This is a genomic window from Paenibacillus sp. 01T443 (assembly GCF_056398325.1).
In genome coordinates this window covers 619,094-644,479 of the sequence record NZ_JBFTPE010000008.1, presented here as the reverse complement: position 1 = coordinate 644,479, position 25,386 = coordinate 619,094, and the positions used below count along the sequence as shown (strand labels likewise).

Below are 25,386 nucleotides of genomic sequence, written 5' to 3'. Positions count from 1 at the left end.
AAGGATAGGAAATGGGGAGCAATTATGGTCAGCAGATTTAAACGATTGATTATCGGACGTCCGATGAAAAGCTCGGAAATTGAAGGTGAAAAGCTGAGCAAGCTTAAGGCGCTTGCGGTGCTTTCGTCAGATGCTTTATCCTCGGTCGCATACGGCACGGAGCAAATTTTAATTGTGCTGATGGTTGTCGGATTTACAGCGGTTTGGTATTCCATTCCAATCTCCATCGCTGTGCTAGGTCTTTTATTGGTGCTTATTTTATCGTATCGCCAAACGATTTTCTCTTATCCTTCCGGCGGCGGCGCTTATATTGTCGCGAAGGATAATCTCGGCGTTTCTACCGGTCTGTTAGCAGGAGGATCGCTGCTAGTCGATTATATTCTGACTGTTGCGGTCAGTACGTCGGCGGGGACGGATGCCATTACGTCAGCGTTTCCTTCGCTTCATGATCACCGGGTCCTCATTGCTTTAGTTATGATCTTTCTTCTGACTATTATTAATTTGCGGGGTATCACGGAATCGGCTTCGGTGCTGGCCATGCCGGTCTACTTGTTCGTAATCGCCATTTTCGTATTGATTATTTCCGGCGTTATAAAATATTTGGCAGGCGGCGTTCCGGCAGCTGCTCCTGAAATGGGTGCTGCAGTCTCGAACATCAGTTTATTCCTTCTGCTAAAGGCTTTCAGTTCGGGCTGCTCAGCGCTCACGGGCGTGGAGGCGATGTCCAATGCGATTCCAAACTTTAAACAGCCGGCCGAGCGCAATGCGGCAACTACGCTTATTATGATGGGGACGATTCTAGGCGCAATGTTTATCGGCATAAGCCTGCTTGCCTATTGGTATGGCATAATTCCGAATGAGAAAGAAACCGTCGTATCGCAAATCGCGAATGCTACCTTTGGCAGAGGCGTCATTTATTATGTGATTCAGGGCGTTACGGCGCTCATTTTATTTCTGGCGGCAAATACAGCTTACGCAGCATTCCCGCTGCTTGCCTTCATGCTGGCAAAAGATAAATATATGCCGAATATGTTCATGGCGCGTGGCGACCGTTTGGGCTTTTCGAACGGCATTATTATTTTGGGCGTCTTATCTGCATTATTGGTTATCGCTTTTCACGGCAACACCGAAAGCTTAATTCCGCTATATGCAGTGGGTGTATTTATACCATTTACGCTTTCCCAGCTGGGCATGATGGTACGTTGGGTGAAGCTGAAGCCGGCCGGATGGCTTTCACGTTTCATAATTAATACAATCGGCATGCTTACAACGCTGGCAATTACCTTAATTTTTATTTTTACAAAGTTTAGCCACGTTTGGATGGTGTTTATCTTTCTGCCGCTCGTTATCTTATTGTTTTATGGAATTCACCGTCATTACTGCAACATGTCAGACGAACTGCGGATTAATATGTCAGTAGATAAACCGGTTATAAAAGGGAGCACGATTGTGGTTCCCATTGCGGGAATAACGCGTGTCGTTAATCATTCCCTTAGCTATGCCAAATCGTTGACGGATAATGTCGTTGCCGTTTACGTTGGATTTGATGACGAGGACATTGAACGAATGGAAAAGAAGTGGGAAGAATGGAACCCCGGAGTCCGGCTCATTGTTCTTCGGTCGAGCTATCGGAGCATCATTAGACCTCTGATGAGGTTTATTGATACAATAGAATGGAAAACGGCTGAAACGGATCATATTACCATTCTCATTCCGCAGTTTATTACAAAGCATTGGTGGCATTATTTTCTGCACAACCAAACGAGCTTAATGCTCCGTGCCTATCTATTTACACAAAAGGATGTGGTTATCGCGACCGTGCCTTACCACCTTCAGAAATAGGAATAGAATAGCTTGATTCGGCAGCATCCATTGGGGATCGGGATCGATCCAGTCACAGAAGAAAAGCCCTCCAGCAATAGGAGGGCTTTTCGGCGGCTGATTAGAAGTTGCGTCCACCTAATTGTTGTTCCGCGATTTGAACAAGCTTTTTCGTAATGTATCCGCCAATCGAACCAGCATCGCGCGTGGAAAGATTACCATTGTAACCATCCTGCGAGAACGAAACGCCAAGCTGCTGCGCAGCCTCTGTTTTCAATTGCTCAATCGCTCCTCTTGCTTGTGGTACAACCAATGTATTCGAACTTTTTCTGCTCATTAAAATCACTCCTTCTTGGGATGTGAGGTTATTATGTGGTGTGTATTGTAAATGTATACAAGAAAACGGTCAGAATTTTCAAATTTTTTTCGAAATGTTTCAAGACCTCGAGAAACAGAAAAACAATGAATTTTTCGAAAGGAGAAATGGATGATGCAAGGTGAAAATATCTACCTGCTGCCAATGGCAGTGGGCCATGCAGAAGAGCTGCTTGCGCTTCGCTTGAGAAATTACCATTTTTTCAATCCCTTTGAGCCGATTCGGCCTGAGCCTTATTTTACGTTAGAAGAACAGAAGAAAATGATTGAAGCCGGGATCAGAGGGGCAGAACAGGATCAAAATTATGTGTTTGGCGTTTTTTTACAGCATACAGATAAGCTTATAGGACGTATCGAGCTATCAGGAGTCGCCCGGGGTCCTTTCCAAAATGCGAACCTTGGTTATTTTCTAGATCACGGGGAGAACGGCAAGGGTTATATGACAGAAGCCATCGCGCTATGCGTAAATTATGCTTTTAATCAACTAGGGCTTCACCGTATTCAAGCGGGTGTCATGCCAAGAAACCAACCCTCTATTCGGGTATTGGAGAAAGGAGGTTTTCGTCATGAAGGACTTGCGAGCAAATATTTGAAAATAAACGGAATATGGGAGGATCATGCATTGTATGCCAGGACAGTGGAGGATATTAACTGATATTTCTAAACCATAAGGAAAAGAAATCCTTTTTCGTTTTTTAAACCTGTTTCGAAATCGCATACCTCGTTTATTATCCTAATAGAATGAACTAATATAACCAGATAAGGGGAAGTGATGGTCGATGAAAAAAACGGTCATGATGATGTTCAGCTTTGCTTTAGTATTTGTTCTAACAGCAGCCGCAGGGGGAGCATCGAAAGCTGAAGCAGCTACCACTAAAGAGTATCTCGAAATTTCCAAGAATGTTCTGTATTACGGTGAAGTGAAGAATGGACTGCCTCACGGAAAAGGAACAATGACATGGTATCAAACCAAGTCTTATTCCGGTGATTGGGTAAACGGCAAACGGAATGGAATGGGGAAGTACGTAGCTAATTCCACTAGTGATCACAAAGAAATCAAGATTACATATGACGGCGCTTGGAAAAATGATCAAAAGGTCGGGAACGGCGCTCTGTATACGAGGGTAACGGACTTTGACGGCGAAGTGGAATACCACAAAATTCAGTTTGGTACATTCGCTAATGATGTTTTTGCAGCAGGTTATTCCGTTGCCCATAATGAAAAAGATCCCGTATACAGCTTTAACTATAAGGATGCTAAGCTGAACCTTCAAATCATGGGCACGAATGCGAATATGAAGGATGCTTGGAAAAACGGGAAATTTACGACCATTCAGTACAAGAAGGGCAATGTAATGAAGCACTATTCCGTAAAATTTAATGAAAACCCTTCTTTGGTAAAACAAAACAAAGCGACGCTTGAGTTTCTGAAAAAACTTCAGACTCAAATTAATCCGCATTTAGTCAAATTTGAGGCCTTGTCGAAGCGGGTTCCTTTGGCTTAATATGCAGCGACAACGTAAGAAGATGACTCCATTATTAACGGAGTCATCTTTTTTTTATTTCATTTGTCAGAAAATAAGAGGCCATTGCGTCTGTCAAGTACCATGGAAACATGGTACTAGGTGGACGCAAATGACTTGTGTATAGTTGAGATAAAGGTTAGCGGGAAGGTGAAGATAAGCCGTGAAGCAAATAACGATTACGAATCGAGAATTGTTAAGGAAAGCGGCCGTATTGAGGCAGCATGAAGCATACGCATATCAGGCGTCATATTACTTGCTTGAAGATGAGCCCCTTGCAGCCCGTGCGGCTTTGGATACGTTAGCGGCATTGCTGCAGGATGATCCTTTTTATATATTGAGTCTGGAGCTGCAGAAGCAGCAGGTCAAACGTATGGTCATCAAGCATTCCCTTCAAATCAAGGTTTCCGTATTACAACCTTCGCAGTAATTCATTCCATTTAGCTCCAGTATGAAATCTACCAACTTCCTCAGCACTCATTCGATTATTACCTCATAATTTAACCTTAAAGATATGGGGCGAAGCCGTTCGATATTTTGGCAAGTATGGCTCTTGTGCTATAGTTTGGATAGCGCGAAAATAGTTAAAGAAAGCCAATAGGCTTATTTGCGGAGGGAAGGAGCTGCAGCTGTGTGATCATAGATTTGACGCATACGATAATGGCGGGAATGCCCGTTTACCCGGGTGATGAAGAGACCCGATTGGAGCATTCCCGGCAGTTTGGCAAGGATGGCTACAATAATCATCAGCTGTCCATTAATATGCATGCGGGCACTCATATCGATGGTCCGATGCATTTATTAGATGTCGAGAAGTACATAAGTGAAATATCGGCAGAGTCTTTTGTCGGCGAGGGCGTTTTGCTCGATGTAAGCGGAGCAGCTGCGGTTGATTACAGGGACGAGTATGAAGAAGTAATAAAAGAATCAAAAATCGTTATTCTGCATACGGGACACGGCGAGCGGTATGGTCGCCCAGAGTATTTTACCGATTATCCCGTTCTAACTGCGGATTTCGTTCAGCTGCTTATTCGGAAAAAGGTCAAGATGGTCGGTTTAGATACACCTTCGCCGGATCATTATCCATTTGACAGCCATAAATGCTTATTCCGCAATCAAATTTTCATTATTGAAAACTTAAACAATGTAAACCGCTTGCTCGGCGTTAAAGCATTTGAAATTATTGCGCTTCCGCTTCGTATTCAAGCAGACTCCTCTATGGCAAGGGTTATTGCTAGAGTATTGGAATAGGCTTGGTTTTACACCGGTAACGGATGGGTAATGATGAGAAGATGGGCAAAAGATAAAATGGAGGGACTTGCGATTATGGATATTATTTACCACGGACATTCCTGTATACAAATTATGGATGGGGATAAATCACTTATAATTGATCCTTTTCTTCGAGGCAATGCCTTAGCGGTGACGAAGCCGGAGGAAATTAAAACGGATGCGGTTCTGCTGACACATGCGCATATGGATCATATTCTGGATGCCGACCTGATCGCCAAAAACAATGACGCTCCAGTCGTAGCAATTGCGGAGCTTGCGGCATTCATGTCTTGGAAAGGCGTAAAAACGATCGACATGAATATCGGGGGAACGGTGGATTTAGGGTTTGCCAAGGCCAAAATGGTACAAGCTTTCCATTCTTCGGGCATTGTCATGGCAGAGGAGAAAACGATAATTTACGGCGGCATGCCAGCTGGTTTTATTGTGAATATGGCGGGCGTAACTGTCCTTCATGCGGGTGACACAGCGTTGTTCAGTGACATGAAAATGATTGGAGATCGACATGCCATTGATATTGCGTTTATTCCAATCGGAGACCATTATACGATGGGGATGGAGGACGCGCTGCAAGCAGCAGAGTGGTATAACGCTAAGCTGGTTGTTCCCGTTCATTATAATACGTTCCCCGTTATACGCCAGGAAGCAGAAAGCTTTGTTCAACAGCTTCAAAGCAAAGGGATAAAAGGTTTGGTAATGAGCCCGGGAGAGAAAATAACGGTATAACGGAATCGTAACCGATAAATGGTAGATAGGGGAAGCTTATTGCAGCAAGGTTAGGCTGCACTAAGCTTCTTTTTCTGTTTGAGAAAATACAAAAATGAATAGAATAGATTGACAGCAATTTTGGGAATTGTGTACAATTAGCAGTATGAACGCGTGTTCATATGACGAATTTGAATTTTTTTGTTCTACGATAACTCGTGTTTATAGCTTAGAAGATCTGATCATTTTCATTAAATTGCAAGCGCTTACTGACATTTACTATTCGAAGTGAAAGGGATGGTAATGGGATGGATACCGATAAACAGAAATTGTTCAGTCTTTTGGAAACGGTTGATGTCGTGACCGGAGAACGCTCGGTCTTGGCGGAATTCGATTATTTAATTGAAGCGCCAAACTGGACAAAAGACAATAATTATTTGATTTATAACAGCCAAGGACTTATTTATCGTTTTGACCTCGCAACACGGGAAAGCAAACTAATTGAAACGGGATTCGTAAAGCAATGCAACAATGACCATGTGCTGTCTCCGGACGATACGCTTTTGGCGGTCAGTCATCATACAAAGGAGGATGGTCAGTCGCGTATTTACGTGCTATCGCTTACTGGCGGTCAACCGGTTCTGGTTACCCCTTTGGCTCCCAGCTATTTGCATGGTTGGTCGCCTGACGGCGGTACTCTTTCTTATTGTGCGGAAAGAAGCGGTGAGTACAATATTTATTCCATCCCGGCGGGCGGCGGGATCGAGACGCAATTAACGGATACCCCGGGCCTCGACGACGGTCCTGAGTTCTCGCCTGACGGCCGCCATATATGGTTTAATTCGACGAGAACAGGTTTGATGCAGGTATGGCGGATGAATACGGACGGCAGCGACCAGAAACAAATGTCGTTCGATGAAAGCAATAACTGGTTTCCTCATGTTTCGCCGGATGGAAATTCTGTCGCATATCTGACTTACCGCAAAGGAGATGTCGCACCAAACGACCATCCTGCCAATAAGAACGTTGAAATTCGCTTAATGGGAAACAATGGCGGTCAAGCGCGTACCTTAGTCAAGCTGTTTGGCGGTCAAGGAACCATTAATGTGAACTCTTGGTCGCCTGACAGCCACCGCTTGGCTTTTGTCAGCTATCAGTTGAGAGAGTAGCAAAGCAGCCATCGCAAAGGCAAAATCGATAGCGTCCGATTGCTATGTCATTTAATCTTTGATTTAGCAGAGTGTCTTTTTAAATACGAGCAGCTCCCTGTCGAATCATGTTGACTCGAGTAGATGAAATGCGACAAAAAGATTGGTTTTTGCTGTTATATATTCGCGACTTTTGACTTTTAAACAGGAATAACAAGGATCCTGCTCCTTTTCACGCGTGTGTGAAGGAACAGGATTTTTGTTGATAAAAAAATTTTATTCGACTACGTACTTCGACAGAGTTTTATTATCCGCGGAGATATACTTAACTGGTACTATTTCATTGACAGCGGAGGGTTGCTCTTGAATAATTCAAATCTAAAAAAGAGAATTGTGTGGTTCATTAACAGCGAAATTGAGCGCGTGCTAATTAACCTTAAGACCGGGGCAGTAAACAAAGAGAATGCCTTAGGCAGTTTTAGTACCCTTTATCAGATCGCTTCGTCGACGAAAGATGCTGATTCGATGATTAATCTATGCGAAATCATCGAGAAGGTTAGAGAATCTAATCATCGAACGGGGTTATTTCATTTTACAGAGTACCGCAAGGAATCTTATTATTGACTCATTTTTATTTTCATAGGGGATTTCAGAGAAAAGAGACCAAGCAGGGTCTTTTTTTTTCTGAACATTTTCTCATGGTTAAGGTGGTTCAGAATCTCCTCATTGGTTAAGTATAGTTAAGCACTCCAACAACCAGTCGAGAGGAGCACCACAAATGATTAAAACAAAAAAGAATAGCAGCCTCGCTAAGCTGATATTAATTGCCTTGATGAGCGTTACGGTCGTCTTCACCGCATCTGCATGCAATAATGCTAATAACGTGGATGGCAATGCAAATGGAAACGTGATCATAGAAGATGATAACAACGCGTCAGGCAATACAACAGAACCTGAGGCCACTGCCGAACCAGAGGCCACCGATGAGGTCAGTACTCCTTAATATAATACAATATAAATAAGGAAGAGCCTTCTGTCATGCGGGCATAACATTATGTTATGCAATGCGAGACAGAGGGCTTTTTTTCGTTTGTTATGGGAACGGCTAGAGTTGCCGCGCTGCTCGGGAGCAGCGCTGGAAAAAAGCCTGGAATGACGATCATCAATAAAGTGCAAAACTAAATGTTAATTTAATGCAATGAAAAGTGGTTTTGTTTTGGTACACTTGAATTAACAGTCTCGCGTATGACTTCATAGGAAGAGGGGGAGCGAAATGAAACAGACTAGTATACGCTATAGGCTCATGGTTTTGATGATTTGTTTGACGACGCTGCCCGTACTGACGGTTACGTGGATTGCAATGAACAATACCCGCGGCTCGGTCGAAAAAGAAATCATCGATGCGAACCGCTCTCGGATGTTGTCTGCTGATCAATATTTGGATGAGCTGATCCGGCAGATGGACGTTCTATTTTATTCGCTTCAGGTCAACCAGCCGTTGATTGAAGGTCTGAACGCAATCGATAACCAAAGCGGAAGCGGACAGTTTCGGACGCAGAAATATATTCAAGAAACGTTGACGAAAGCTTTTTATGCAAATTCCAAAAAAATAGATGAGCTGGCGCTCTATACGCATCAAAGTCAAAAGATTTATTCGGTCAATTATGCGAACAGCGGCTTAATTTATTCGCTTGATATTGAGAAGGGGAACTGGAACCGGATGCTGCAGGCCCCCATTAATATGTACTTCAAGCAATCCGGCAGCGGTATTTATGCCTTTCACAGCATGAACCGGTTTGCGGATCAGGAATTGCTGGGGGGATTATCTGTCCGTATGAATAAGGAAGTATGGAAGGAAGTCAGCAATATTTTGAAATCGGAAGATGACAGCTCCGTTTTCTTAGTTAATGACGAGGGGGAGCAGTTGTCGGGCTCCACAGTGGAGCCAGGCTTATACGACATAGCAGATATCCTAAACCATGATGGTATCCTAAATAAAGAATTGGAAATCAAGAAGACCGACAGCCATTTTATATTTATCAAACGCGTCGATGACGGTGAGCTTACTCTCATTAAGGCATTACCGATAACGACGATTGCTGAGAGCGCTAACAATACGGTTAGAGCGGGAATTATAACAGGCTTGCTGTTTGCGTTTGCCTCCATTTTATTGTCTATCATGGTGTCGCTTCGAATTACTAGACCCATAGTCAGCTTAGCAAGAACGATGCGCATGACGCCTATTCAACAATTTGAGCTTACTTCGGTCCGCAGTCAAGATGAGATCGGACTCCTGGAACGAGGCTATAATTCGATGATGCAGCGGATGAAGGAGCTGGTAGAGAACGAATACCAGAAAGAGATTGAGGTTAAGAATGCACAGCTCATGGCGCTTCAGGCACAAATTAATCCTCATTTTTTAAATAACACCTTGAATTTAATCGGCGGCATGGCATTAGTGAAGGGCGCGCCAGAAATTTATAAGATTACGAAGGTTATCGGCGATCTACTGCGGTATTCGATAAGCTCCGGGATTGAAGCAGCTGCGCTGGATGAAGAATTAAAGCATATTCGCAATTATTTGTTTATTCAGGAGCAAAGGTTTTCGGGACGCTGCACGATTACCATCGATTACGACGGCGCAGATCTCGGCATACAGCTCCCGAGGTTTACGCTCCAGCCGCTGATAGAGAATGCTTTCGAGCATGGGCTTCAACCGAAGGAAGGCAGCTGGAAGGTTCAAATCCGGGTAAAAGCAATCAGAAAGCGTATGGTTTTCCTCATTCAGGACAACGGAATAGGTTTGGATAGAACACGCTTGTTGATGCTGAGGTCAGAGCTAAAGGATGGCATGTCCATAAAGGTTGACCGGCTGGATCCGGAGAAGGATCGGCCGCGAATGCGTAAAGGAATTGGCCTGCAAAATGTAAATGCAAGACTGAAATTGCATTTTGGAGAGAGCGCCGCACTGCGAATATTCAGCCAACCTGGGAATGGGACATTGATCGCGCTGAAGCTGCCATTGCCAAAGAAGGAGGATGTGCATGCATAAAGTCCTTATTATTGATGATGAGCCATGGGCAAGAGAGGTTATAAAGGCTCTTGGAGAATGGGAACGGCTGCAGCTTGTTATTGCCGGCGAAGCAGAGGATGGGAAGTCGGGTCTTCGATTCATCGATGAGCTTGCTCCCCACATCGTTGTAACGGATATGCGCATGCCGGGCACGGATGGTGTTGAGCTGCTAAAACAAATAAACGAACGGTTTCCGCTGCTAAAAATTATAGTTATGAGCGGGTATGACGATTTTATTTACTTAAAACAGGCCATCCGTTCGCGTGCGGTGGAATATTTACTGAAGCCTGTTGACCCCATGGAGCTGAATGCCGCTTTACAGAAATGCGTCGAAGAGCTGGAGGCCTTGGAGCATTCGGATGGTTCGCTCCGGAGATCGCCTTTGCTATTTTCAAGCGTGCCCCAAACAGATCGCTATATCGCTCTTAAACAGCGTGCGCTTGCTGCATTATTTGAGCTTAGCAAGCCATCGGCCCTTCATTCGCTGAGCAAGGTGGAACTTTTATTGGCGGAAGCCTTTCCCGGAGGCTTAAAGGCGGAACAGCTTGAGCGGCTGGATGTCGATTTTACAGATATACTCGAGCAGTTCTTAGGCGAATATTCGTTTGAAGGCAGTAAAGAAAACCTGCCCGAAAAGCGTATCTCGCCTTGCGTTAGCCTAAGCGAAGTAATCGCAAAAATCGGAAACCTGTATAGTGAAGTTATCGATATGCTTGAAGCAGTCCAAAAAACGAGAGGCAATTTGGTTATTGCAGAGGTGAAAGATTATCTGGATAAGCATTATTTAGAGCCAATCGCGCTTGAAAGCGTCGCCCTTCAATTTTATGTCAGCAAGGAGCATCTTAGCCGTACCTTTAAAGCGGCCGCAGGGGAGAATTTGACGGAATATATTATTCGCAAACGGATGGAGAAAGCCAGGGAACTGCTGATGTTGCCGCATGTCTCCATTAAAGAAGCAGCGAGGCTAACCGGCTATTCCGAGCTTCCTTATTTCCATCGCGTCTTCAAAAAACATTTTGGCGTGACGCCTGGCGATATGAAGAGCGGAAAATAAACAACAAAACACGATCAATATTATGCATTCAAAGCCGCTAATCGGCTGTATGATTCCTGCTTCCCGCCTAACGGTACTACTAAGGCAATCAACCAAACAAACAGGGGGGATTCAAAATGAAGAAAACGCTTTATTTAGGACTGGTAAGCCTAATGCTAATCGTGCCGCTGTCTGCTTGCGGTTCGAACAACAAGGGAAGCCATAGCGGCGAGACCGAGGCGCAAAAGGTCGAATTGAAAGTGCAAATTGGTTCACCAAGGTTTAAGGAGCAATTCGAGAAATACTTCGAGCAATTTAAAGCAAAGGAGCTTGCCGAGAAAAATATTGCCGTAACGATCGATCTGGAGATGCCAAACACAGATCAGGCGAAGCAATTCCTGCAGGCAAGGCTTGCTTCAAACGATGCGCCCGACATCTTTGACGTTCATGCAAATGACTTGAGTACGTATGATAAAGCCGGTTATTTGGAGGATATCACAGGCCAGCCGGCTGCTGAAACCTTGTACGAAACGGTTAAAAATACGGTAATGAATGACGGACGGATCATTGCGCTGCCGCTTGAGAGCTTATCTTGGGGTTATCTATACAACAAACATATATTTAACGAGCTTGGCCTAACGCCGCCGCAAACGCTGGATGAAATGAAAGTGGTTGTAGAGAAATTGAACCAAGCAGATAAGAAGCCGTTCCTGCTTGCCTTTCAAGAATCATGGGTGCCGCAGTTAATGACTGCTTTGACATTAGGCGGCATCGTATCCTCGGAACATCCGGATTGGATCGAGAAAATGAATAAGGGCGAAGCGTCCTATGCTGACGTCAAGGATATTTTTAATGTGATTGATCTCATCATGGAAAATGGGACTGCAAAACCGTTCGAGGTCGGAAATGAAACGGGCTCTGCCGATTTTGCGGGCGGCAAGGCAGCGATGTGGGTGCAAGGTCCCTGGAATGCGGAAACGATCCTCAAGGTAAATCCGGAGATGGAATTTGGCGTCGCGCCGCTGCCGGTAAGCAATAATACAACAGGCACGATGATCAATCTGTCCACTTCTACAACGTTAGCCATTTCGAAAAAAAGCAAAAACAAAGAAGTGGCGCTGGATCTGCTGAACTATTTCTATGATGGGAAGGATTCCTCCGCGTTATTCCAGGAGCTAAAATTCAATCCGGTGTCTACCGTACACCAGTACGAAGTGTTTCCGTGGGTGAATGAAGCATCCGAATACGTGGCGGTCGGCAAAGCCTATCAGGATTTAAAGCTGCCAAACGGCGTGACGGACGAACAGGCAAAATTGCTTCAAAGCTACTACGCCAAAGAGGTAACAAAGGAGCAGTTTATTAGCAGCATGGATAAAGCATGGGCCACGGCGATCAAAAGCGCACAATAATGAGGGACATTGTTGGATTAGAAGTGACGAGGATAAACACTCGGTCGCAGTTCAGCGGCTGCGAATCGACGTTCTCTAATTCGCCTATTTCAGTCGCAAAAACAAAAAACCGCCGGAGCGTATACTTCGGCGGTTTTTGTTTTGAGATTAGACGCAATTCGGTGAAGGTATTGCGTTATTTCAATTGCAGCCTGATTACATTCCAAGACGCTTTACCCAGCACGGATGTTACCGCACCATTATCGGCAATGGCATTTCCGCGATTGTGAGGCACAACTTGTTCTGGATTTGCTTTCGTGTTGCTTGCCTTTAAATCGTCATTTTCCAGAACGATATGCTCAATCACGCTAACATTCCCGAAGCTGCGAACGTCAACACTAAGCTCCATACCGTCTGTTAAATGACGATTGACAGAAAAGATCGTTACTTCGTTTTTTTCCTCATTGTAAACGCTGATCGCTTCTAAGTACGGAACATCCGTGAAATCCTTCGAATCGTATTTAGGCGAAGTCGTAATCGGCTGAAGCACCGTTCCTCTGCCGTAAATCGAAGCGTGCATATAAGGATAATAGGTCGTTTGCAGCCAAAGCGGCCCGCCGTTTTCTGTCATAATAGGTGCGATGACATTGATTAATTGAGCAATACAAGCCATTTTCACACGGTCAGCATGCTTTAGTAACGTGATGATGAAGCAGCCGACAGCGAGCGCATCCTCATGCGTATACACATCCTCGAATTCCGGCGGCGCAACCTGCCACAGCTCCTCGGCGCGGCTTGAACCGATGGAATTCCATACATTCCATTCATCAAGGGACAGCATGAGCTTCTTTTTACTCTTCTTTTTGGCCTTTATATAATCGCAAATGGCCGTGACATCGTAGATGAACTGATCCATGTCGAGCGACTTCGCAAGGAAGTTGGAGGAATCATTTTCATTATTATTGTAATAGGTATGCAGCGATAAGAAATCTACTTGATCGTAAGTGAGATCAAGCACCGTTGCCTCCCAATCGGCAAAGGTACTCATCCCGCTGGATGAACTGCCGCATGCAACAAGCTCGATGGAAGGATCGACCCAGCGCATTGCTTTTGCCGTTTCATTCGCAAGTCTGCCATATTCCACTGCTGTTTTTGCACCGATTTGCCAAGGGCCGTCCATCTCATTGCCGAGGCACCAGGTTTTAAATTTATGAGGTTCTTTATAACCGTGTGATATTCTTAGATCACTATAGTAGGAACCGGAAGGATGATTACAATATTCAACGAGATTTCTAGCCGCATCAATGCCGCGTGTACCGAGATTAACAGCCATCATAACCTCTGAGCCGACAAGCTTGGCCCAATCCGCAAATTCATTAGTGCCGACTTCATTTGTTTCGGTCGTCCACCAAGCAAGATCCAGAAGATGTTTCCTCTCCGATTTAGGACCAACGCCGTCCTCCCAGTTATATCCGGAAACGAAATTTCCGCCTGGATAACGAATGATTGGAACGTTCAAGGAACGAATGGCATTCAGCGCATCTTGGCGAAAACCGTTATCATCGGCAGTAGGATGGCCGGGCTCATAGATTCCGCCGTAAACTGCTCTTCCCAAATGCTCGATAAAGGAACCGTAGAGCCTAGGATCTACCTCGGAAACGGGAAAGTTTTTATCGATAAGCATGGTTGATTGAATAGACATAAATAACAACCTCCTAGTTGAATTAATTAATAAACTAATTCATAATTGTTGATAATCTAATTAATATTTATCATATTAACAACTCAGATTCAATACGGTTACCTATGATTGTCTTAGGATTAACTAAATTACTAATTGTAAAAGCGGGTGTATTGCATGTATTTATCGACCGACGCGGAATCGCTGCGCGTATATGAAGCGCTGGCAAGCGAGGCTCGCTTGCAAATTATCGACTTATTAAATACGAAAGAGATGCATATCAAAGAGCTGGCATCTGAACTGTTTCTAAGCAGCGCAATTGTAAGCACGCATGTGAACAAGCTGCAGAAGGCCGGTCTCGTCAGCTGCAAGATGCGCAGAATCAATGGAGGGACCTATAAGTTCTGTTCCTTGTCTACGGAGTATCTCCAAATCAAGCTGTCTCGATTTACGCCCGCCGCAAGAAAGTTCGCAGAGGTATCCATCCCGATTGGCCAATACACGGATATTGAAGCTTCCCCTACCTGCGGGCTTGCCACAACGGAGAAGATGATCGGGCATTATGACAATCCTGCTTATTTTTTGGATCCTGAACGCGTGCATGCCGGGATCCTATGGTTCACCAGAGGATTTGTCGAATACAAAATTCCTAATTATTTATTCAAGGATCAAAAGGTGCAAGAAATCGAAATATCGATGGAGATTGGTTCGGAGGCTCCTTATATCAATGAAAATTGGCCTTCGGATATACAATTTGCGATAAACGGTACCGAGCTTGGCACATGGACAAGCCCAGGGGATTTCGGCCGCATGCGTGGACGCTTGTCCCCGGATTGGTGGAAGAACGACGTTAACCAATATGGTTTAATGAAGGTACTGAGAATTAATAAATTCGGTTCATTCATTGATGGTATGCAAATATCCGATACTACGATAATGGACGTGCCTTGGGATAACTCCCAGTGGACATTTCGAATACGCGCGGAGGATACCTCTCAAGGCCGCGGCGGACTGACGCTGTACGGAAAAGGATTTGGGAATTATGATCAAGATATCGTCATTCGGAGCTATTATGAGCAGTCGGACTCTGAAAGCAACAAAACATAGATCAGATAGCGGAGGTATAGGTTATGGCCATTTCATGTCGTGTTCTCATCGTAGATGATGAATTATTAGTCAGGCAGGGGATTAAGCATCTGCTGAATTGGGAGCATGAAGGCTTTCAAATTGTCGGAGAAGCCTCTAACGGCAAAGAAGCGCTTGAATTGATCGAGCGTTTGGAGCCCCATATCGTCATTACGGATATCGTTATGCCTGTTATGGGCGGAGAGGAACTGACCCGTGCGATAAAGACGAGGTTTCCTCAAATCGAAGTCATTATTTTAAGCAGCTTTGGCGAGTTTGATTACGTAAGATCGACCTTCCAAAGTGGCGTTGCCGATTATATTTTAAAGCCTAAGCTGGAAGCCTTTCAGTTATTGGACATAGTAAAGCGTACAGCTCAGAAAATTCCTTCATTGAAGCTTGTAGAATCAGAGGATGAAGGAGGTTTGTCCATCCATGCGATGCTGGACAAGCTCCTATCCGGTTATGAAATTGATGCAAATGACGAGATCATTGCGGAAGCATTTCCCAATAACAAATATCAGCTGCTGGGCGCCGATTTAAAGCAAATCCAAACCAAGGGCATAGATGGGAATGGCGCTCCACAGTGGCTGGACCGAATGAAAGCGGAGCTTGAGACGGAGCTGCCGCAAGCCGTTTATTTCCACCTGCCTACCGAATCGAATATGGTCGTAATGCTCATTAACTTGGATAGCAGCGAGATGGCTGCTGTAACGAATATCACACGTAAGCTGGCGGCATGGACAAACGCTCAGTTTCCGGGGATTGGCTGGACGGTAGGCGAGTCTTTTTCTGATTTGAGGCAGCTGGCCCTCTATTACAAGGATCGTTTTCTCAAAATGAATGCTTATCGTTTCTTTCTTCCAGAATCCCAGCATCTCATCGTTTATGACGAGCTCCCGAAGAGCACGGATGAAATCCAGAGCTTTAACATGAATCATTTTACGGAGCTGATGAACAGGCGGCAATTTGACGACGCGTTCGGCAAGCTGCTTGAACATGTGAATGTTCTAGCAAGAAATTACAAGACGGATGTATTCGAATTTAAATCTTTTGTGAGCAATGTCATTTTCAATATTACGATTTTGCTTGGTCGCCTGGAGTCCGACATAAAGAAACTTGAGGAATCAAAATATAAATACTTCAAGCTGATCGGAGAATCGACGCATGCGAGCGAGACGATAACGCTGCTTAATGCTTTTATCAACGAGGCAAATGAAGTGATCGAGAAGAGAGGGGCCGCAGGCACCAATTCGAACATGACACAGCTGCTTCATTTTATACGCGAGCATTATGCGGAACCGTTAAGCCTCACGGAATTAGCAAAGCATTTTCATTTTAACCCATCCTATTTATCAAGCTATTTCACCTCRCATAATAAGGAGGGCTTCAGCGAATATTTGAATAAGATCAGGGTGGAGAAAGCCGCAGAGCTATTGCAGGACGATTCGTCATCCATTGCTGAAATTAGCGGTATGGTCGGTTATTCAGACCATAGTTATTTTACGAAGGTATTTAAGAAGTTAACGGGTTTGTCCCCAAGCCATTACAGAAAACAATACACAGGTAAGAAGAGGGATTAAGCGATGAAAGGTTTTTTGGATAAATTTAAGTATCAAAGTCTGTTTATTAAAATGTTTATGGTTACTCTGGTCAGTATTATCACGGTATCGTTACTTACGACCCTGGTCACGATTCAAATGTCAGAAAAGCTGTTTATGAATACATTCAGCATTACGAATTCAAAAATCATCAACCAAATCCAGGCAAATTTTGAGTCTTTTAATTATTCGGTCGTCACGGCTTCCAACAATGTTTTGCAGAACGGGGCAATTAAAGGTTTTTTGACGAACCCCGACATGGACACGCTTGCCTCATTAAAAAGCTATTACCAAGCCAGTCAGCAGATGGATCGGATTCAATCCAACGTAGCGGCATATCCGGTCACGATGACCATTACGGGAATCAATCGAAAAAGCCATTCGACGGACAGCTATTATTGGCCTAATTCGGTGGAGAAGCTGAGAAACAGCCTGTTAACCGTTAACACGCTCATACAGCCTAAGCGACTTATCTACCAGTTGGATAAAGAAAACCTTACCGGCGCGTCCAATGAAGATCCGGTCATCGTCGCTTCCAGAGCGCTAATGGAGAGGACGAGCGGCAATCAATACGGCATTCTTTATTTTGCCATACGGGAAAGCGACTTCAAGCGATTTTACACAAGCTTTACGAGCAGCGGCAATGACGTTGCCATATTGGATCGATCCGGCATGGTTGTATCAAGCAACCGCTCCGACCTGATTGGCAGACAAGAGCAGGGCCTGCTCGGTTATGCGCAAGAAATCGAAAAGCAGCAGCTGAAATACAAAGAAGTTAGCGTGATGGGGAAAAACAGTCTGGTGCTGTCCGAATACTTGCCTGTATACGACTTTTACCTGGTTAATCTCATTGATAAGCAACAGGTGCTGAGCGAGATGGTCGATTTCAAGACAGTCGCGCTTATTTGTGTTGCTATCGTAATTGTCGCTCTGATCATTGTTTTTCTAATATCCAGACGATTAACGAAGTCCTTAACTCTCCTTGCCAGACAAATGCCGCGGATTGCTGAAAATAACTTTGACAATTACATAACCGTGACGGGCAGCTACGAGATCAAGGAGCTTGGAAAAGCTTACAACTACATGCTGGATGAGTTAAACGATTATATCCAAAAGCTGATTCAGACGCAGAAGGATCAACGAAATGCAGAGCTCTCCGCTTTGCAAATGCAGATCAACCCCCATTTTTTATACAATACGCTCGCGTCCGTCAAGATCCTTGTTCAACAGGGAAACAAGGAGAAAGCGGCAGCTACCATCAATGCGCTTATATCGCTGTTGCAAAACACGGTAAGCAATATCAGCGAAACGATTAGTGTGGCCCAAGAACTCGTGAATTTGAAAAACTACGTTTTTATTAACCACGTGCGATATGGCGAGCAGATTACGGTCAATTATTTCATTGCCGAGGACTGTTACGGTTATCACATTCCCAAGCTCATTATCCAGCCCTTTATTGAAAATGCCTTCTTCCATGCCTTCCAAGAGCGCAGCGAAGGGCATATCTATGTACTTGTTTCACGCGAGGAGAATGCGCTTGTGTGCGAGGTTGTCGATAACGGCGTTGGCATGGAGGGCTATGATCATGAAAATCCTGCCCACAGCTCGATTAGCACAAGCCATTTCTTCTCCGGCATAGGCATACGCAATGTGCATGATCGGCTTAGACTGCTGTACGGAGAAGAATTCGGCGTTGCCATCGTGAGTAATATCGGTGACGGTACGAGAGTGAAGATTAGGCTGCCTCTTCATAAGACCTAAAGAAAGTACCAATAAGCAAATAATTTTCTAATTACATAATAACGATTGGAAAGGTAACAATAGAATGACAAATCCGCACAAATATATTGCTAACGAGTCGTTTTGTTGAATTGTTATACTGATAACCGTTAGCTAATAAATGTGCTTAGACAAAGCTTAAAGGGGTTGAATGGAATTGAAAAAACTACTCGCAGTTATGCTTGCCAGCTTCGTACTGCTGACAGCATGCGCAGGCAAAGAAAACAATGTACCAAACAATGGCGGCACTCCCGCTGAAGGCACGAAGGAAATTACAGTATGGGCATGGGATAAAGCATTTAATATCGGGGCAATGGAACGTGCCAGCGAAGCTTACAAGACCAAAAATCCTGATTCTGACCTGAAGGTCAACATCGTGGAAAATGCACAGGCAGATATTATTCAAAAATTGAACGCAGGCTTGAATGCAGGAACGACTAAAAGCTTGCCGACAATCGTTTTAATTGAGGATTACCGTGCGCAAAGCTTCCTGCAGGCGTATCCGGATGCTTTCTTCGAATTAACGGATTTCATTAAACCGGCTGATTTCGCAGATTACAAAATCGGACCTACAAGCGTAGACGGCAAGCAATACGGTGTACCGTTCGACTCAGGCGTAGCCGGTTTGTACGTAAGAAGCGACTATTTGACAGAAGCAGGCTATAAAATCGAAGACCTGCAAAATATCGACTGGAAAAAATTCATTGAGATCGGTAAAGCAGTGAAAGCAAAAACAGGCAAGTCATTGCTTACGCAAGATCCGAATGACCTTGGCTTGATCCGTATGATGATTCAATCGGCCGGTTCATGGTACCTGAAGGAAGACGGTACGACTCCTAACCTTGCGGGCAATGAAGCGCTTAAAGAAGCGTTTGAAACTTACAAAGAGCTCATGGGCGCTGACATTGTGAAGGTTACTTCAGATTGGAGCCAGTTTGTAGGCGGCTTTAACAGCGGAGAAGTTGCAACTGTTCCTACTGGAAACTGGATTACGGCTTCCGTTAAGGCAGAGGCTTCTCAATCCGGCAAATGGTCAGTCGTTCCTTTCCCTAAGCTGACTAACAACCCGAACTCGGTAAATGCTTCCAACCTAGGCGGCAGCTCGTGGTATGTCATGAACGTTGACGGAAAAGAAGCAGCGGCAGAATTTCTGAAACAAACCTTCGGTTCCGATGTTGATCTTTATCAGAAGCTCGTGACGGAGATCGGTGCGATCGGTACCCTGAAAGCTGCGGCTGCCGGCGACGCGTACAAGCAGGCTGATGAGTTTTTTGGCGGGCAAAAGGTAATCGAGGATTTCGCAAAATGGACAGAGCAAATTCCTAGCGTGAACTACGGCATGCACACGTACGCAGTTGAAGATATTCTCGTCGTGGAAATGCAAAACTATTTAGGCGGCAAGGCAATTGACGATGTGCTCAAAGACGCGCAAGCGCAAGCTGAAACGCAAGTTAAATAAAACAGACCATACGGCTATGAAATAAGACCGGGGGCCTTCTCCTTCTCCTGCATCGCAATTGATTGATCCGGCTACAGGAGCTGGAGGGCCCCTATGGTTTTATTCCCGTAAAGAGAGGGGTTAGGCTAACGTGAAAGCAGCGAAGCCTGGCGTGAGAATTCGCACTAGAGCTAATTTGACTGGCTGGATGTTTATCATTCTTGCGGTTGTCATGATTGCGGCGTTTTATTTTTATCCGATGATTCAGGCGCTACTACTATCGTTCAAATCAGGTAAAGGAATGAATTTGAAATTTACCGGCTTTGACAATTATGTTCGGCTATTTAGCGATAAGACGTTTTTAACCGCAGTGAAGAACACGTTTATTTATTTGGTCATTCAAGTTCCAGTCATGATCGTACTTGCTATGTTTATATCTGTATTACTAAACGACAGCAAATTGAAATTTAAAGGATTTTTCCGTACGGCAATATTTTTGCCTGCCGTTACCTCGCTTGTAGCTTACTCCGTTATCTTTAAATATTTGTTTGCTACGGAGGGCTTAGTTAATAAACTGTTAACGAACCTTCATTTGATCGCAAACCCCATTCAATGGATTACGGATCCGTTCTGGGCGAAAGTAACCGTTATTATCGCAATCACATGGCGCTGGACAGGTTATAATATGATTTTCTACTTGTCCGCGCTTCAAAATATTGATCATTCGATCTACGAAGCAGCAAAAATCGACGGTGCCTCTTCCACGAGACAGTTTTTTGGAATTACCGTGCCGCTGCTAAAGCCGATCATTTTGTTCACTTCCATTACTTCAACAATCGGTACCTTGCAATTGTTTGATGAGGTTGTCAATATTACGAAGGGCGGACCGGGTAACGCATCCATGTCCATCTCTCAGTATATCTATAACCTGTCCTTCAAATATTCGGCCGATTTCGGTTATGCAGCTACCGTCTCGTATTCAATTGTTATCATGATCGTCATCTTGGCGTTCATTCAGTTCAAAGCGGCAGGTGATAAAAATGGATAAGCTCAAGCGTGTTTTTGTCTATATTTTTCTAAGCGTGCTTGCTTTCGTTTCGATCTTCCCGTTTCTTTGGATGATCATCAGCGCTACGAATAAATCGGCCGACGTAACCAAAGGAAGATTGCTTCCCGGCAGTCAGCTTTTCGAAAATATCAATCAGCTGTTCAGTACGGTGGACATTTTGCCCGCATTGCTGAACTCAGCAAAAATTTCAGTAACGACGACGGTTCTCGCCATGGTTATTGCCTCTTTGGCGGGCTACGGCTTTGAAATTTATCGCAGCAAGGCAAAGGATGTTGTATTTAACATCCTGCTGCTTTCCATGATGATTCCTTTCGCAGCCATTATGGTCCCGTTGTATCAAATGTTCGGGGGAATTTCACAGGTCATTCCTTTCATCGGTCTTGACACATTGTCAGGGGTTGTATTGCCGACCTTTACGACAGCGTTCCTGATTTTCTTCTTCCGTCAAAATACAAAAATGTTTCCGCGGGAGCTGCTTGAAGCCGGCCGGATTGATGGTCTAAATGAAATCAGTCTTTTTTTCCGGATCTTCATGCCAACGATGAAAACGACCTATGCGGCAGCAGGCATTATCACGTTTATGTCGAGCTGGAACAACTATCTCTGGCCGCTCATCGTTTTGCAATCACCGGAGAAAAAGACAGTCCCGATGCTAATTTCCAACTTGGGTTCAAGCTATTCCCCGGATTATGGTATTATTATGACGGCTATCGTTATTTCGACGATTCCGACCGCGCTCGTTTTCTTCTTAATGCAGAAGCATTTTGTAGCGGGGATGACAGGTTCAGTGAAATAGTCAAACGAAAAGTCAGGTGGCTGCGTGCTTCTTACGCGGCCCCTGACTTTTAAATAAATTTAAGGGGAAAAACAATGAATAAGATGAAACCGAATATAAGCTGGCTCACTGATGTGAGCATATTTGCTGTGAACCGATTGCCTGCGCATTCTGATCACCGTTATTACGAGTCGATAGAGGAAGCGGCAGCGGAAGCTCCGATGGCTTTGCGTCATTCTTTGAACGGCAGCTGGAAGTTCAGCTATGCGGTAAAGCCTGCGGACCGTCCCGAACATTTTCATCAAATTGATTATGATGTGGATGGATGGAAAGATATTGAAGTGCCTGGACATATTCAATTACAAGGCTATGGCAAGCCTCAATACGTTAATACGATGTATCCATGGGATGGTCATAACGACATACGTCCGCCGGCTATTCCGGAGGATCATAATCCAGTGGGCAGCTATGTAAAATATTTTTCGGTACCTGCCCAAATGGTGGGCAAACCTGTGTACCTTTCCTTTCAAGGGGTGGAATCGGCATTCTATCTTTGGCTGAACGGCGAATTCGTCGGATATAGTGAAGACAGCTTTACGCCATCGGAATTTGACCTCACTCCGTTTCTAGCAGAAGGAGAAAATAAACTAGCAGTAGAAGTGTATCAGCGGAGTACCGGCAGTTGGCTGGAAGATCAGGATTTCTGGCGTTTCTCGGGTATTTTCCGCGATGTTTATTTATATACCGTTCCTAGCATTCATGTTCGCGATCTATTTGTGCATGCGGAGCTGGATAACACGTATACGCAGGGCAATCTGCGCGTAGATTTGAAGCTGTCCGGCGCGCAGCCGTCCAGCATAGTGATCGAGTTAAAGGATGCGGATGGACGTACAACCGCTTCGGAGAAGTCTGGTTCTGTAACAAGCGACACTTTCTCTTTGTCTCTTGATGCTGGCAAAGTAACACCTTGGAGCGCAGAAAATCCTTATTTATACATGCTGTATATTTCGGTATATGACTCGTTAGGTAACCTTATAGAGGCGATTCCGCAGAGAGTCGGCTTCCGTACCTTTGAAATGATGGATAAGGTTATGCATCTCAACGGCAAGCGTATCGTCTTCAAGGGTGTCAACCGTCACGAATTCAACAGCCGCAGGGGACGTTCGATTACGAAGGAAGATATGCTGTGGGATATTGCCGCCATCAAGCGTAACAACCTAAATGCTGTCCGCACCTCACATTATCCGAATCAGTCGTTATGGTATGAGCTTTGCGATATATACGGCGTCTATGTCATCGACGAAATGAACCTTGAAACACATGGCTCATGGCAAAAAATGGGCGCTGTTGAACCGTCCTGGAACATCCCGGAAAACAAGCCGGAGTGGCAGCCAATCGTTATGGATCGGGCGATTTCTATGGTTGAACGCGATAAGAACCATCCATCGATTCTCATTTGGTCCGTCGGTAATGAAGCTTACGCAGGGGAAGTGCTGCTTAATGTTTCGAACTACTTCCGCGAGACGGATCCAAGCAGGCTCGTCCATTATGAGGGCGTATTCCATAACCGGAAATATAATGCGACAAGCGATATGGAAAGCAGGATGTATGCCAAGCCTGCGGATATCGAGCAATATTTGAATGATAATCCGGATAAGCCATATATCAGCTGTGAATACATGCACGCCATGGGCAATTCGGTCGGCGGCATGCATAAATATACGGAACTTGAGCAGAAATACGCCATGTACCAAGGCGGCTTCATTTGGGATTATATTGATCAAGTCATTGTGAAAAAGGATCGTTACGGCAAAGAATTCCTGGCCTTCGGCGGTGATTTCGACGACCGAGCGACCGATTACAATTTCTGTACGAACGGCATTGTGTATGCGGACCGCAAGGAATCGCCTAAAATGCAGGAGGTTAAGTTCCTCTACCAGAATATCAAGCTTATTCCGGATCGGCATGGCGTGAAGGTGATCAATGAAAATCTGTTCGAGGGCACAGATGCTTATGATTTGGTTATTGCGCTGCATCTTGAAGGCGAAGAAATTTTCCGAAGCAAGCTGGCTGTTGACGTTGCAGCGCAATCGGAAGCTTATGTGAAGCTGGAGCTGCCGAGCGCGGATGAGCCAGGCGAATATGCGCTCCATGCCTCGCTTCATTTGAAAGAGCGTACTCTTTGGGCAGAAGCCGGACACGAAACCTCATTCGGGCAATATGTATTTGTAACGGAACAAGATACAGCACCAAAACAGCCGTCGGGGTCGCTCCGAGTCGTCGAGGGGGATGTCAACATTGGCGTTCATGGCCGAGATTTCAGCATTATGTTCTCGAAACAGGCCGGAACGCTTATTTCCTTGAATTATGCGGGCAGAGAGCTGATCGCGATTCCACCGGCTCCACTATTCTGGCGCGCGACTACCGATAATGATAAAGGTTTCTCGCTAGGCTTTGATTCCGGCGCTTGGTTTGCGGCGAGCTTGACACGTAAGTGTACCGGCGTTGAATTGTCGGAGGAAGCGGGAAGCGCAACCGTCACCTTCCGTTACAAGCTAAGTATTAGCGCTGACGTGTCGGTTACGGTTTCCTATAAGGTTCTTGCAGATGGCAGCCTGAACGTGAAATCACGTTATGAAGGAGCAGAAGGACTGCCTAAGCTTCCGATATTTGCACTTTCTTTCAAAGTTCCGGCAGATTATTGCCATTTGGACTGGTATGCGATGGGGCCGGAGGAAAACTATATCGATCGGGCATTTGGAGCGAGACTCGGCGTATTCCAAAATGACGCTGCCGATAATGTTTCCGKGTATGTGGTTCCACAGGAATCAGGCAACCACACAGGAGTACGCCGTGTAAGCATCAGCAATGATTATGGTCAAGGGATTCGGATTACGGCTCCTGCGAAGCAGCCGGTCGAATGCAATATTTCGCCGTTCACAGCCTTCGAGCTGGAGAGTGCTTATCACCATTATGAGCTGCCTAACGTACACTACACCGTAGTTACAGTAGCTGGCAGACAAATGGGTGTCGGCGGCGACGACAGCTGGGGTGCTCCAGTCCATGACGAGTATTTGATTCCGGCGAATCAAGAGCTGTCTTTTGAATTTAATATCGAGCGGTTGTAAGCACATAGACTAAAAGCAGGGCATATGCTCTGCTTTTTTTGTTTTTCACATCACTTATGCATGATATGATAAAGTGAAATAGCGCTATGAGCATGGAAGGGAGATTGTCGTCATATGTTTGAGCATTTGGTTTCCTTTAAATTCAAAGAAAAATTGTCCGCCAGCAAAGAAAAGGAGCTGCTGGATGCGTTATATTCGCTGCCGTCGAGAATTCCGGGAATCATACAATTGACAGCCGGCAGTAACGAAACGACGGAAACCGGCAATATTCAAGGCTATACACTCGGGCTTAGGGTAACCTTTACCGATCAACAGGCTTTGCTCGATTATGGCCCGCATCCCGCGCATCAAAGCTTCGTAAGCTTACTGGACGGACTTATTGATAATGTGATCGTCATTGATTATCCAATCGTTTAACGGTTATCATTGAAGAT

At 45.0% G+C, this 25,386-nt stretch carries 22 protein-coding genes; 20 read left to right on the top strand and 2 right to left on the bottom strand.

Annotated elements, in window-relative coordinates; genetic code table 11:
- Positions 1-24 precede the first annotated feature (24 nt).
- Positions 25-1,842, top strand: a complete 1,818-nt coding sequence (locus AC1DLI_RS16775) for an APC family permease (protein WP_477604446.1) — start codon at positions 25-27, stop codon at positions 1,840-1,842.
- A gap of 100 nt (positions 1,843-1,942) precedes the next feature.
- On the opposite strand, the gene AC1DLI_RS16770 is transcribed toward AC1DLI_RS16775, so the two are convergent.
- Entirely contained in the window at positions 1,943-2,158 is a 216-nt protein-coding gene (locus AC1DLI_RS16770) for an alpha/beta-type small acid-soluble spore protein (RefSeq protein ID WP_309000136.1), read from the bottom strand.
- Between the two features lie 150 nt (positions 2,159-2,308).
- Between AC1DLI_RS16770 and AC1DLI_RS16765 the strand changes: the two genes are divergently transcribed.
- From AC1DLI_RS16765 to AC1DLI_RS16715, 11 genes are all read left to right on the top strand, one after another.
- A complete protein-coding gene (locus tag AC1DLI_RS16765; protein WP_477604444.1) occupies positions 2,309-2,851 on the top strand; it encodes a GNAT family N-acetyltransferase in 543 nt (180 codons plus the stop codon).
- Positions 2,852-2,975: 124 nt separating this feature from the next.
- Complete coding sequence (locus tag AC1DLI_RS16760) at positions 2,976-3,701, top strand: MORN repeat-containing protein (RefSeq protein WP_477604442.1); 726 nt, start codon at positions 2,976-2,978, stop codon at positions 3,699-3,701.
- A 181-nt stretch (positions 3,702-3,882) separates the two neighbouring features.
- A complete protein-coding gene (locus AC1DLI_RS16755; protein ID WP_477604440.1) occupies positions 3,883-4,149 on the top strand; it encodes a hypothetical protein in 267 nt (88 codons plus the stop codon).
- Between the two features lie 203 nt (positions 4,150-4,352).
- Positions 4,353-4,970: a cyclase family protein gene (locus tag AC1DLI_RS16750; protein WP_477604438.1), complete on the top strand. Its 618-nt coding sequence runs from the start codon at positions 4,353-4,355 to the stop codon at positions 4,968-4,970.
- A 75-nt stretch (positions 4,971-5,045) separates the two neighbouring features.
- Positions 5,046-5,735, top strand: a complete 690-nt coding sequence (locus tag AC1DLI_RS16745; protein WP_477605044.1) for a metal-dependent hydrolase — start codon at positions 5,046-5,048, stop codon at positions 5,733-5,735.
- A 287-nt stretch (positions 5,736-6,022) separates the two neighbouring features.
- The gene (locus AC1DLI_RS16740; protein ID WP_477604436.1) at positions 6,023-6,883 is read left to right on the top strand and encodes a TolB family protein; all 861 of its coding nucleotides are present in this window, start codon (positions 6,023-6,025) and stop codon (positions 6,881-6,883) included.
- 342 nt (positions 6,884-7,225) lie between these two features.
- Positions 7,226-7,486, top strand: a complete 261-nt coding sequence (locus tag AC1DLI_RS16735) for a hypothetical protein (protein ID WP_477604434.1) — start codon at positions 7,226-7,228, stop codon at positions 7,484-7,486.
- Between the two features lie 154 nt (positions 7,487-7,640).
- Positions 7,641-7,865, top strand: a complete 225-nt coding sequence (locus tag AC1DLI_RS16730) for a hypothetical protein (RefSeq protein WP_477604432.1) — start codon at positions 7,641-7,643, stop codon at positions 7,863-7,865.
- A gap of 270 nt (positions 7,866-8,135) precedes the next feature.
- The gene (locus tag AC1DLI_RS16725) at positions 8,136-9,914 is read left to right on the top strand and encodes a sensor histidine kinase (protein ID WP_477604430.1); all 1,779 of its coding nucleotides are present in this window, start codon (positions 8,136-8,138) and stop codon (positions 9,912-9,914) included.
- Complete coding sequence (locus AC1DLI_RS16720) at positions 9,907-10,989, top strand: response regulator (protein WP_477604428.1); 1,083 nt, start codon at positions 9,907-9,909, stop codon at positions 10,987-10,989. Before AC1DLI_RS16725 ends, AC1DLI_RS16720 begins: the two co-directional genes overlap by 8 nt.
- A gap of 116 nt (positions 10,990-11,105) precedes the next feature.
- Complete coding sequence (locus AC1DLI_RS16715) at positions 11,106-12,377, top strand: ABC transporter substrate-binding protein (protein WP_477604426.1); 1,272 nt, start codon at positions 11,106-11,108, stop codon at positions 12,375-12,377.
- Between the two features lie 175 nt (positions 12,378-12,552).
- Here the strand turns inward: AC1DLI_RS16715 and arfA are convergent, their stop codons facing one another.
- Positions 12,553-14,058 carry an arabinosylfuranosidase ArfA gene (gene arfA, locus AC1DLI_RS16710; protein ID WP_477604424.1) on the bottom strand — a complete coding sequence of 502 codons (1,506 nt, stop codon included), beginning with the start codon at positions 14,056-14,058 and terminating at the stop codon, positions 12,553-12,555.
- Positions 14,059-14,214: 156 nt separating this feature from the next.
- Here arfA and AC1DLI_RS16705 point away from each other — a divergent pair, with 156 nt between their 5' ends.
- From AC1DLI_RS16705 to AC1DLI_RS16670, 8 genes are all read left to right on the top strand, one after another.
- A complete protein-coding gene (locus tag AC1DLI_RS16705; protein WP_477604422.1) occupies positions 14,215-15,144 on the top strand; it encodes an ArsR/SmtB family transcription factor in 930 nt (309 codons plus the stop codon).
- Between the two features lie 23 nt (positions 15,145-15,167).
- The gene (locus AC1DLI_RS16700) at positions 15,168-16,745 is read left to right on the top strand and encodes a response regulator transcription factor (protein ID WP_477604420.1); all 1,578 of its coding nucleotides are present in this window, start codon (positions 15,168-15,170) and stop codon (positions 16,743-16,745) included.
- 3 nt (positions 16,746-16,748) lie between these two features.
- Entirely contained in the window at positions 16,749-18,524 is a 1,776-nt protein-coding gene (locus tag AC1DLI_RS16695) for a sensor histidine kinase (RefSeq protein WP_477604418.1), read from the top strand.
- A 175-nt stretch (positions 18,525-18,699) separates the two neighbouring features.
- Positions 18,700-20,001: an ABC transporter substrate-binding protein gene (locus AC1DLI_RS16690; protein ID WP_477604416.1), complete on the top strand. Its 1,302-nt coding sequence runs from the start codon at positions 18,700-18,702 to the stop codon at positions 19,999-20,001.
- A 187-nt stretch (positions 20,002-20,188) separates the two neighbouring features.
- On the top strand, positions 20,189-21,028 hold the full coding sequence (locus tag AC1DLI_RS16685; RefSeq protein ID WP_308998486.1) for a carbohydrate ABC transporter permease: 840 nt from the start codon (positions 20,189-20,191) through the stop codon (positions 21,026-21,028).
- Positions 21,021-21,845: a carbohydrate ABC transporter permease gene (locus tag AC1DLI_RS16680; RefSeq protein WP_477604414.1), complete on the top strand. Its 825-nt coding sequence runs from the start codon at positions 21,021-21,023 to the stop codon at positions 21,843-21,845. The genes AC1DLI_RS16685 and AC1DLI_RS16680 overlap by 8 nt, the downstream gene beginning before the upstream one ends.
- A gap of 74 nt (positions 21,846-21,919) precedes the next feature.
- Positions 21,920-24,952: a beta-galactosidase, LacZ type gene (gene lacZ, locus AC1DLI_RS16675; protein ID WP_477604412.1), complete on the top strand. Its 3,033-nt coding sequence runs from the start codon at positions 21,920-21,922 to the stop codon at positions 24,950-24,952.
- Between the two features lie 114 nt (positions 24,953-25,066).
- Complete coding sequence (locus tag AC1DLI_RS16670) at positions 25,067-25,369, top strand: Dabb family protein (RefSeq protein WP_477604410.1); 303 nt, start codon at positions 25,067-25,069, stop codon at positions 25,367-25,369.
- The last annotated feature ends 17 nt before the right edge of the window (positions 25,370-25,386 follow it).

What these genes read in the sequence shown, in the direction of transcription:
- AC1DLI_RS16775 (WP_477604446.1), top strand. Translation starts at nt 25, where the DNA reads ATGGTCAGCAGATTTAAACGATTGATTATCGGACGTCCGATGAAAAGC.
- AC1DLI_RS16770 (WP_309000136.1), bottom strand. Translation starts at nt 2,158, where the DNA reads ATGAGCAGAAAAAGTTCGAATACATTGGTTGTACCACAAGCAAGAGGA.
- AC1DLI_RS16765 (WP_477604444.1), top strand. Translation starts at nt 2,309, where the DNA reads ATGATGCAAGGTGAAAATATCTACCTGCTGCCAATGGCAGTGGGCCAT.
- AC1DLI_RS16760 (WP_477604442.1), top strand. Translation starts at nt 2,976, where the DNA reads ATGAAAAAAACGGTCATGATGATGTTCAGCTTTGCTTTAGTATTTGTT.
- AC1DLI_RS16745 (WP_477605044.1), top strand. Translation starts at nt 5,046, where the DNA reads ATGGATATTATTTACCACGGACATTCCTGTATACAAATTATGGATGGG.
- AC1DLI_RS16740 (WP_477604436.1), top strand. Translation starts at nt 6,023, where the DNA reads ATGGATACCGATAAACAGAAATTGTTCAGTCTTTTGGAAACGGTTGAT.
- AC1DLI_RS16730 (WP_477604432.1), top strand. Translation starts at nt 7,641, where the DNA reads ATGATTAAAACAAAAAAGAATAGCAGCCTCGCTAAGCTGATATTAATT.
- AC1DLI_RS16725 (WP_477604430.1), top strand. Translation starts at nt 8,136, where the DNA reads ATGAAACAGACTAGTATACGCTATAGGCTCATGGTTTTGATGATTTGT.
- AC1DLI_RS16720 (WP_477604428.1), top strand. Translation starts at nt 9,907, where the DNA reads ATGCATAAAGTCCTTATTATTGATGATGAGCCATGGGCAAGAGAGGTT.
- AC1DLI_RS16715 (WP_477604426.1), top strand. Translation starts at nt 11,106, where the DNA reads ATGAAGAAAACGCTTTATTTAGGACTGGTAAGCCTAATGCTAATCGTG.
- arfA (WP_477604424.1), bottom strand. Translation starts at nt 14,058, where the DNA reads ATGTCTATTCAATCAACCATGCTTATCGATAAAAACTTTCCCGTTTCC.
- AC1DLI_RS16705 (WP_477604422.1), top strand. Translation starts at nt 14,215, where the DNA reads ATGTATTTATCGACCGACGCGGAATCGCTGCGCGTATATGAAGCGCTG.
- AC1DLI_RS16695 (WP_477604418.1), top strand. Translation starts at nt 16,749, where the DNA reads ATGAAAGGTTTTTTGGATAAATTTAAGTATCAAAGTCTGTTTATTAAA.
- AC1DLI_RS16685 (WP_308998486.1), top strand. Translation starts at nt 20,189, where the DNA reads ATGTTTATCATTCTTGCGGTTGTCATGATTGCGGCGTTTTATTTTTAT.
- AC1DLI_RS16680 (WP_477604414.1), top strand. Translation starts at nt 21,021, where the DNA reads ATGGATAAGCTCAAGCGTGTTTTTGTCTATATTTTTCTAAGCGTGCTT.
- AC1DLI_RS16670 (WP_477604410.1), top strand. Translation starts at nt 25,067, where the DNA reads ATGTTTGAGCATTTGGTTTCCTTTAAATTCAAAGAAAAATTGTCCGCC.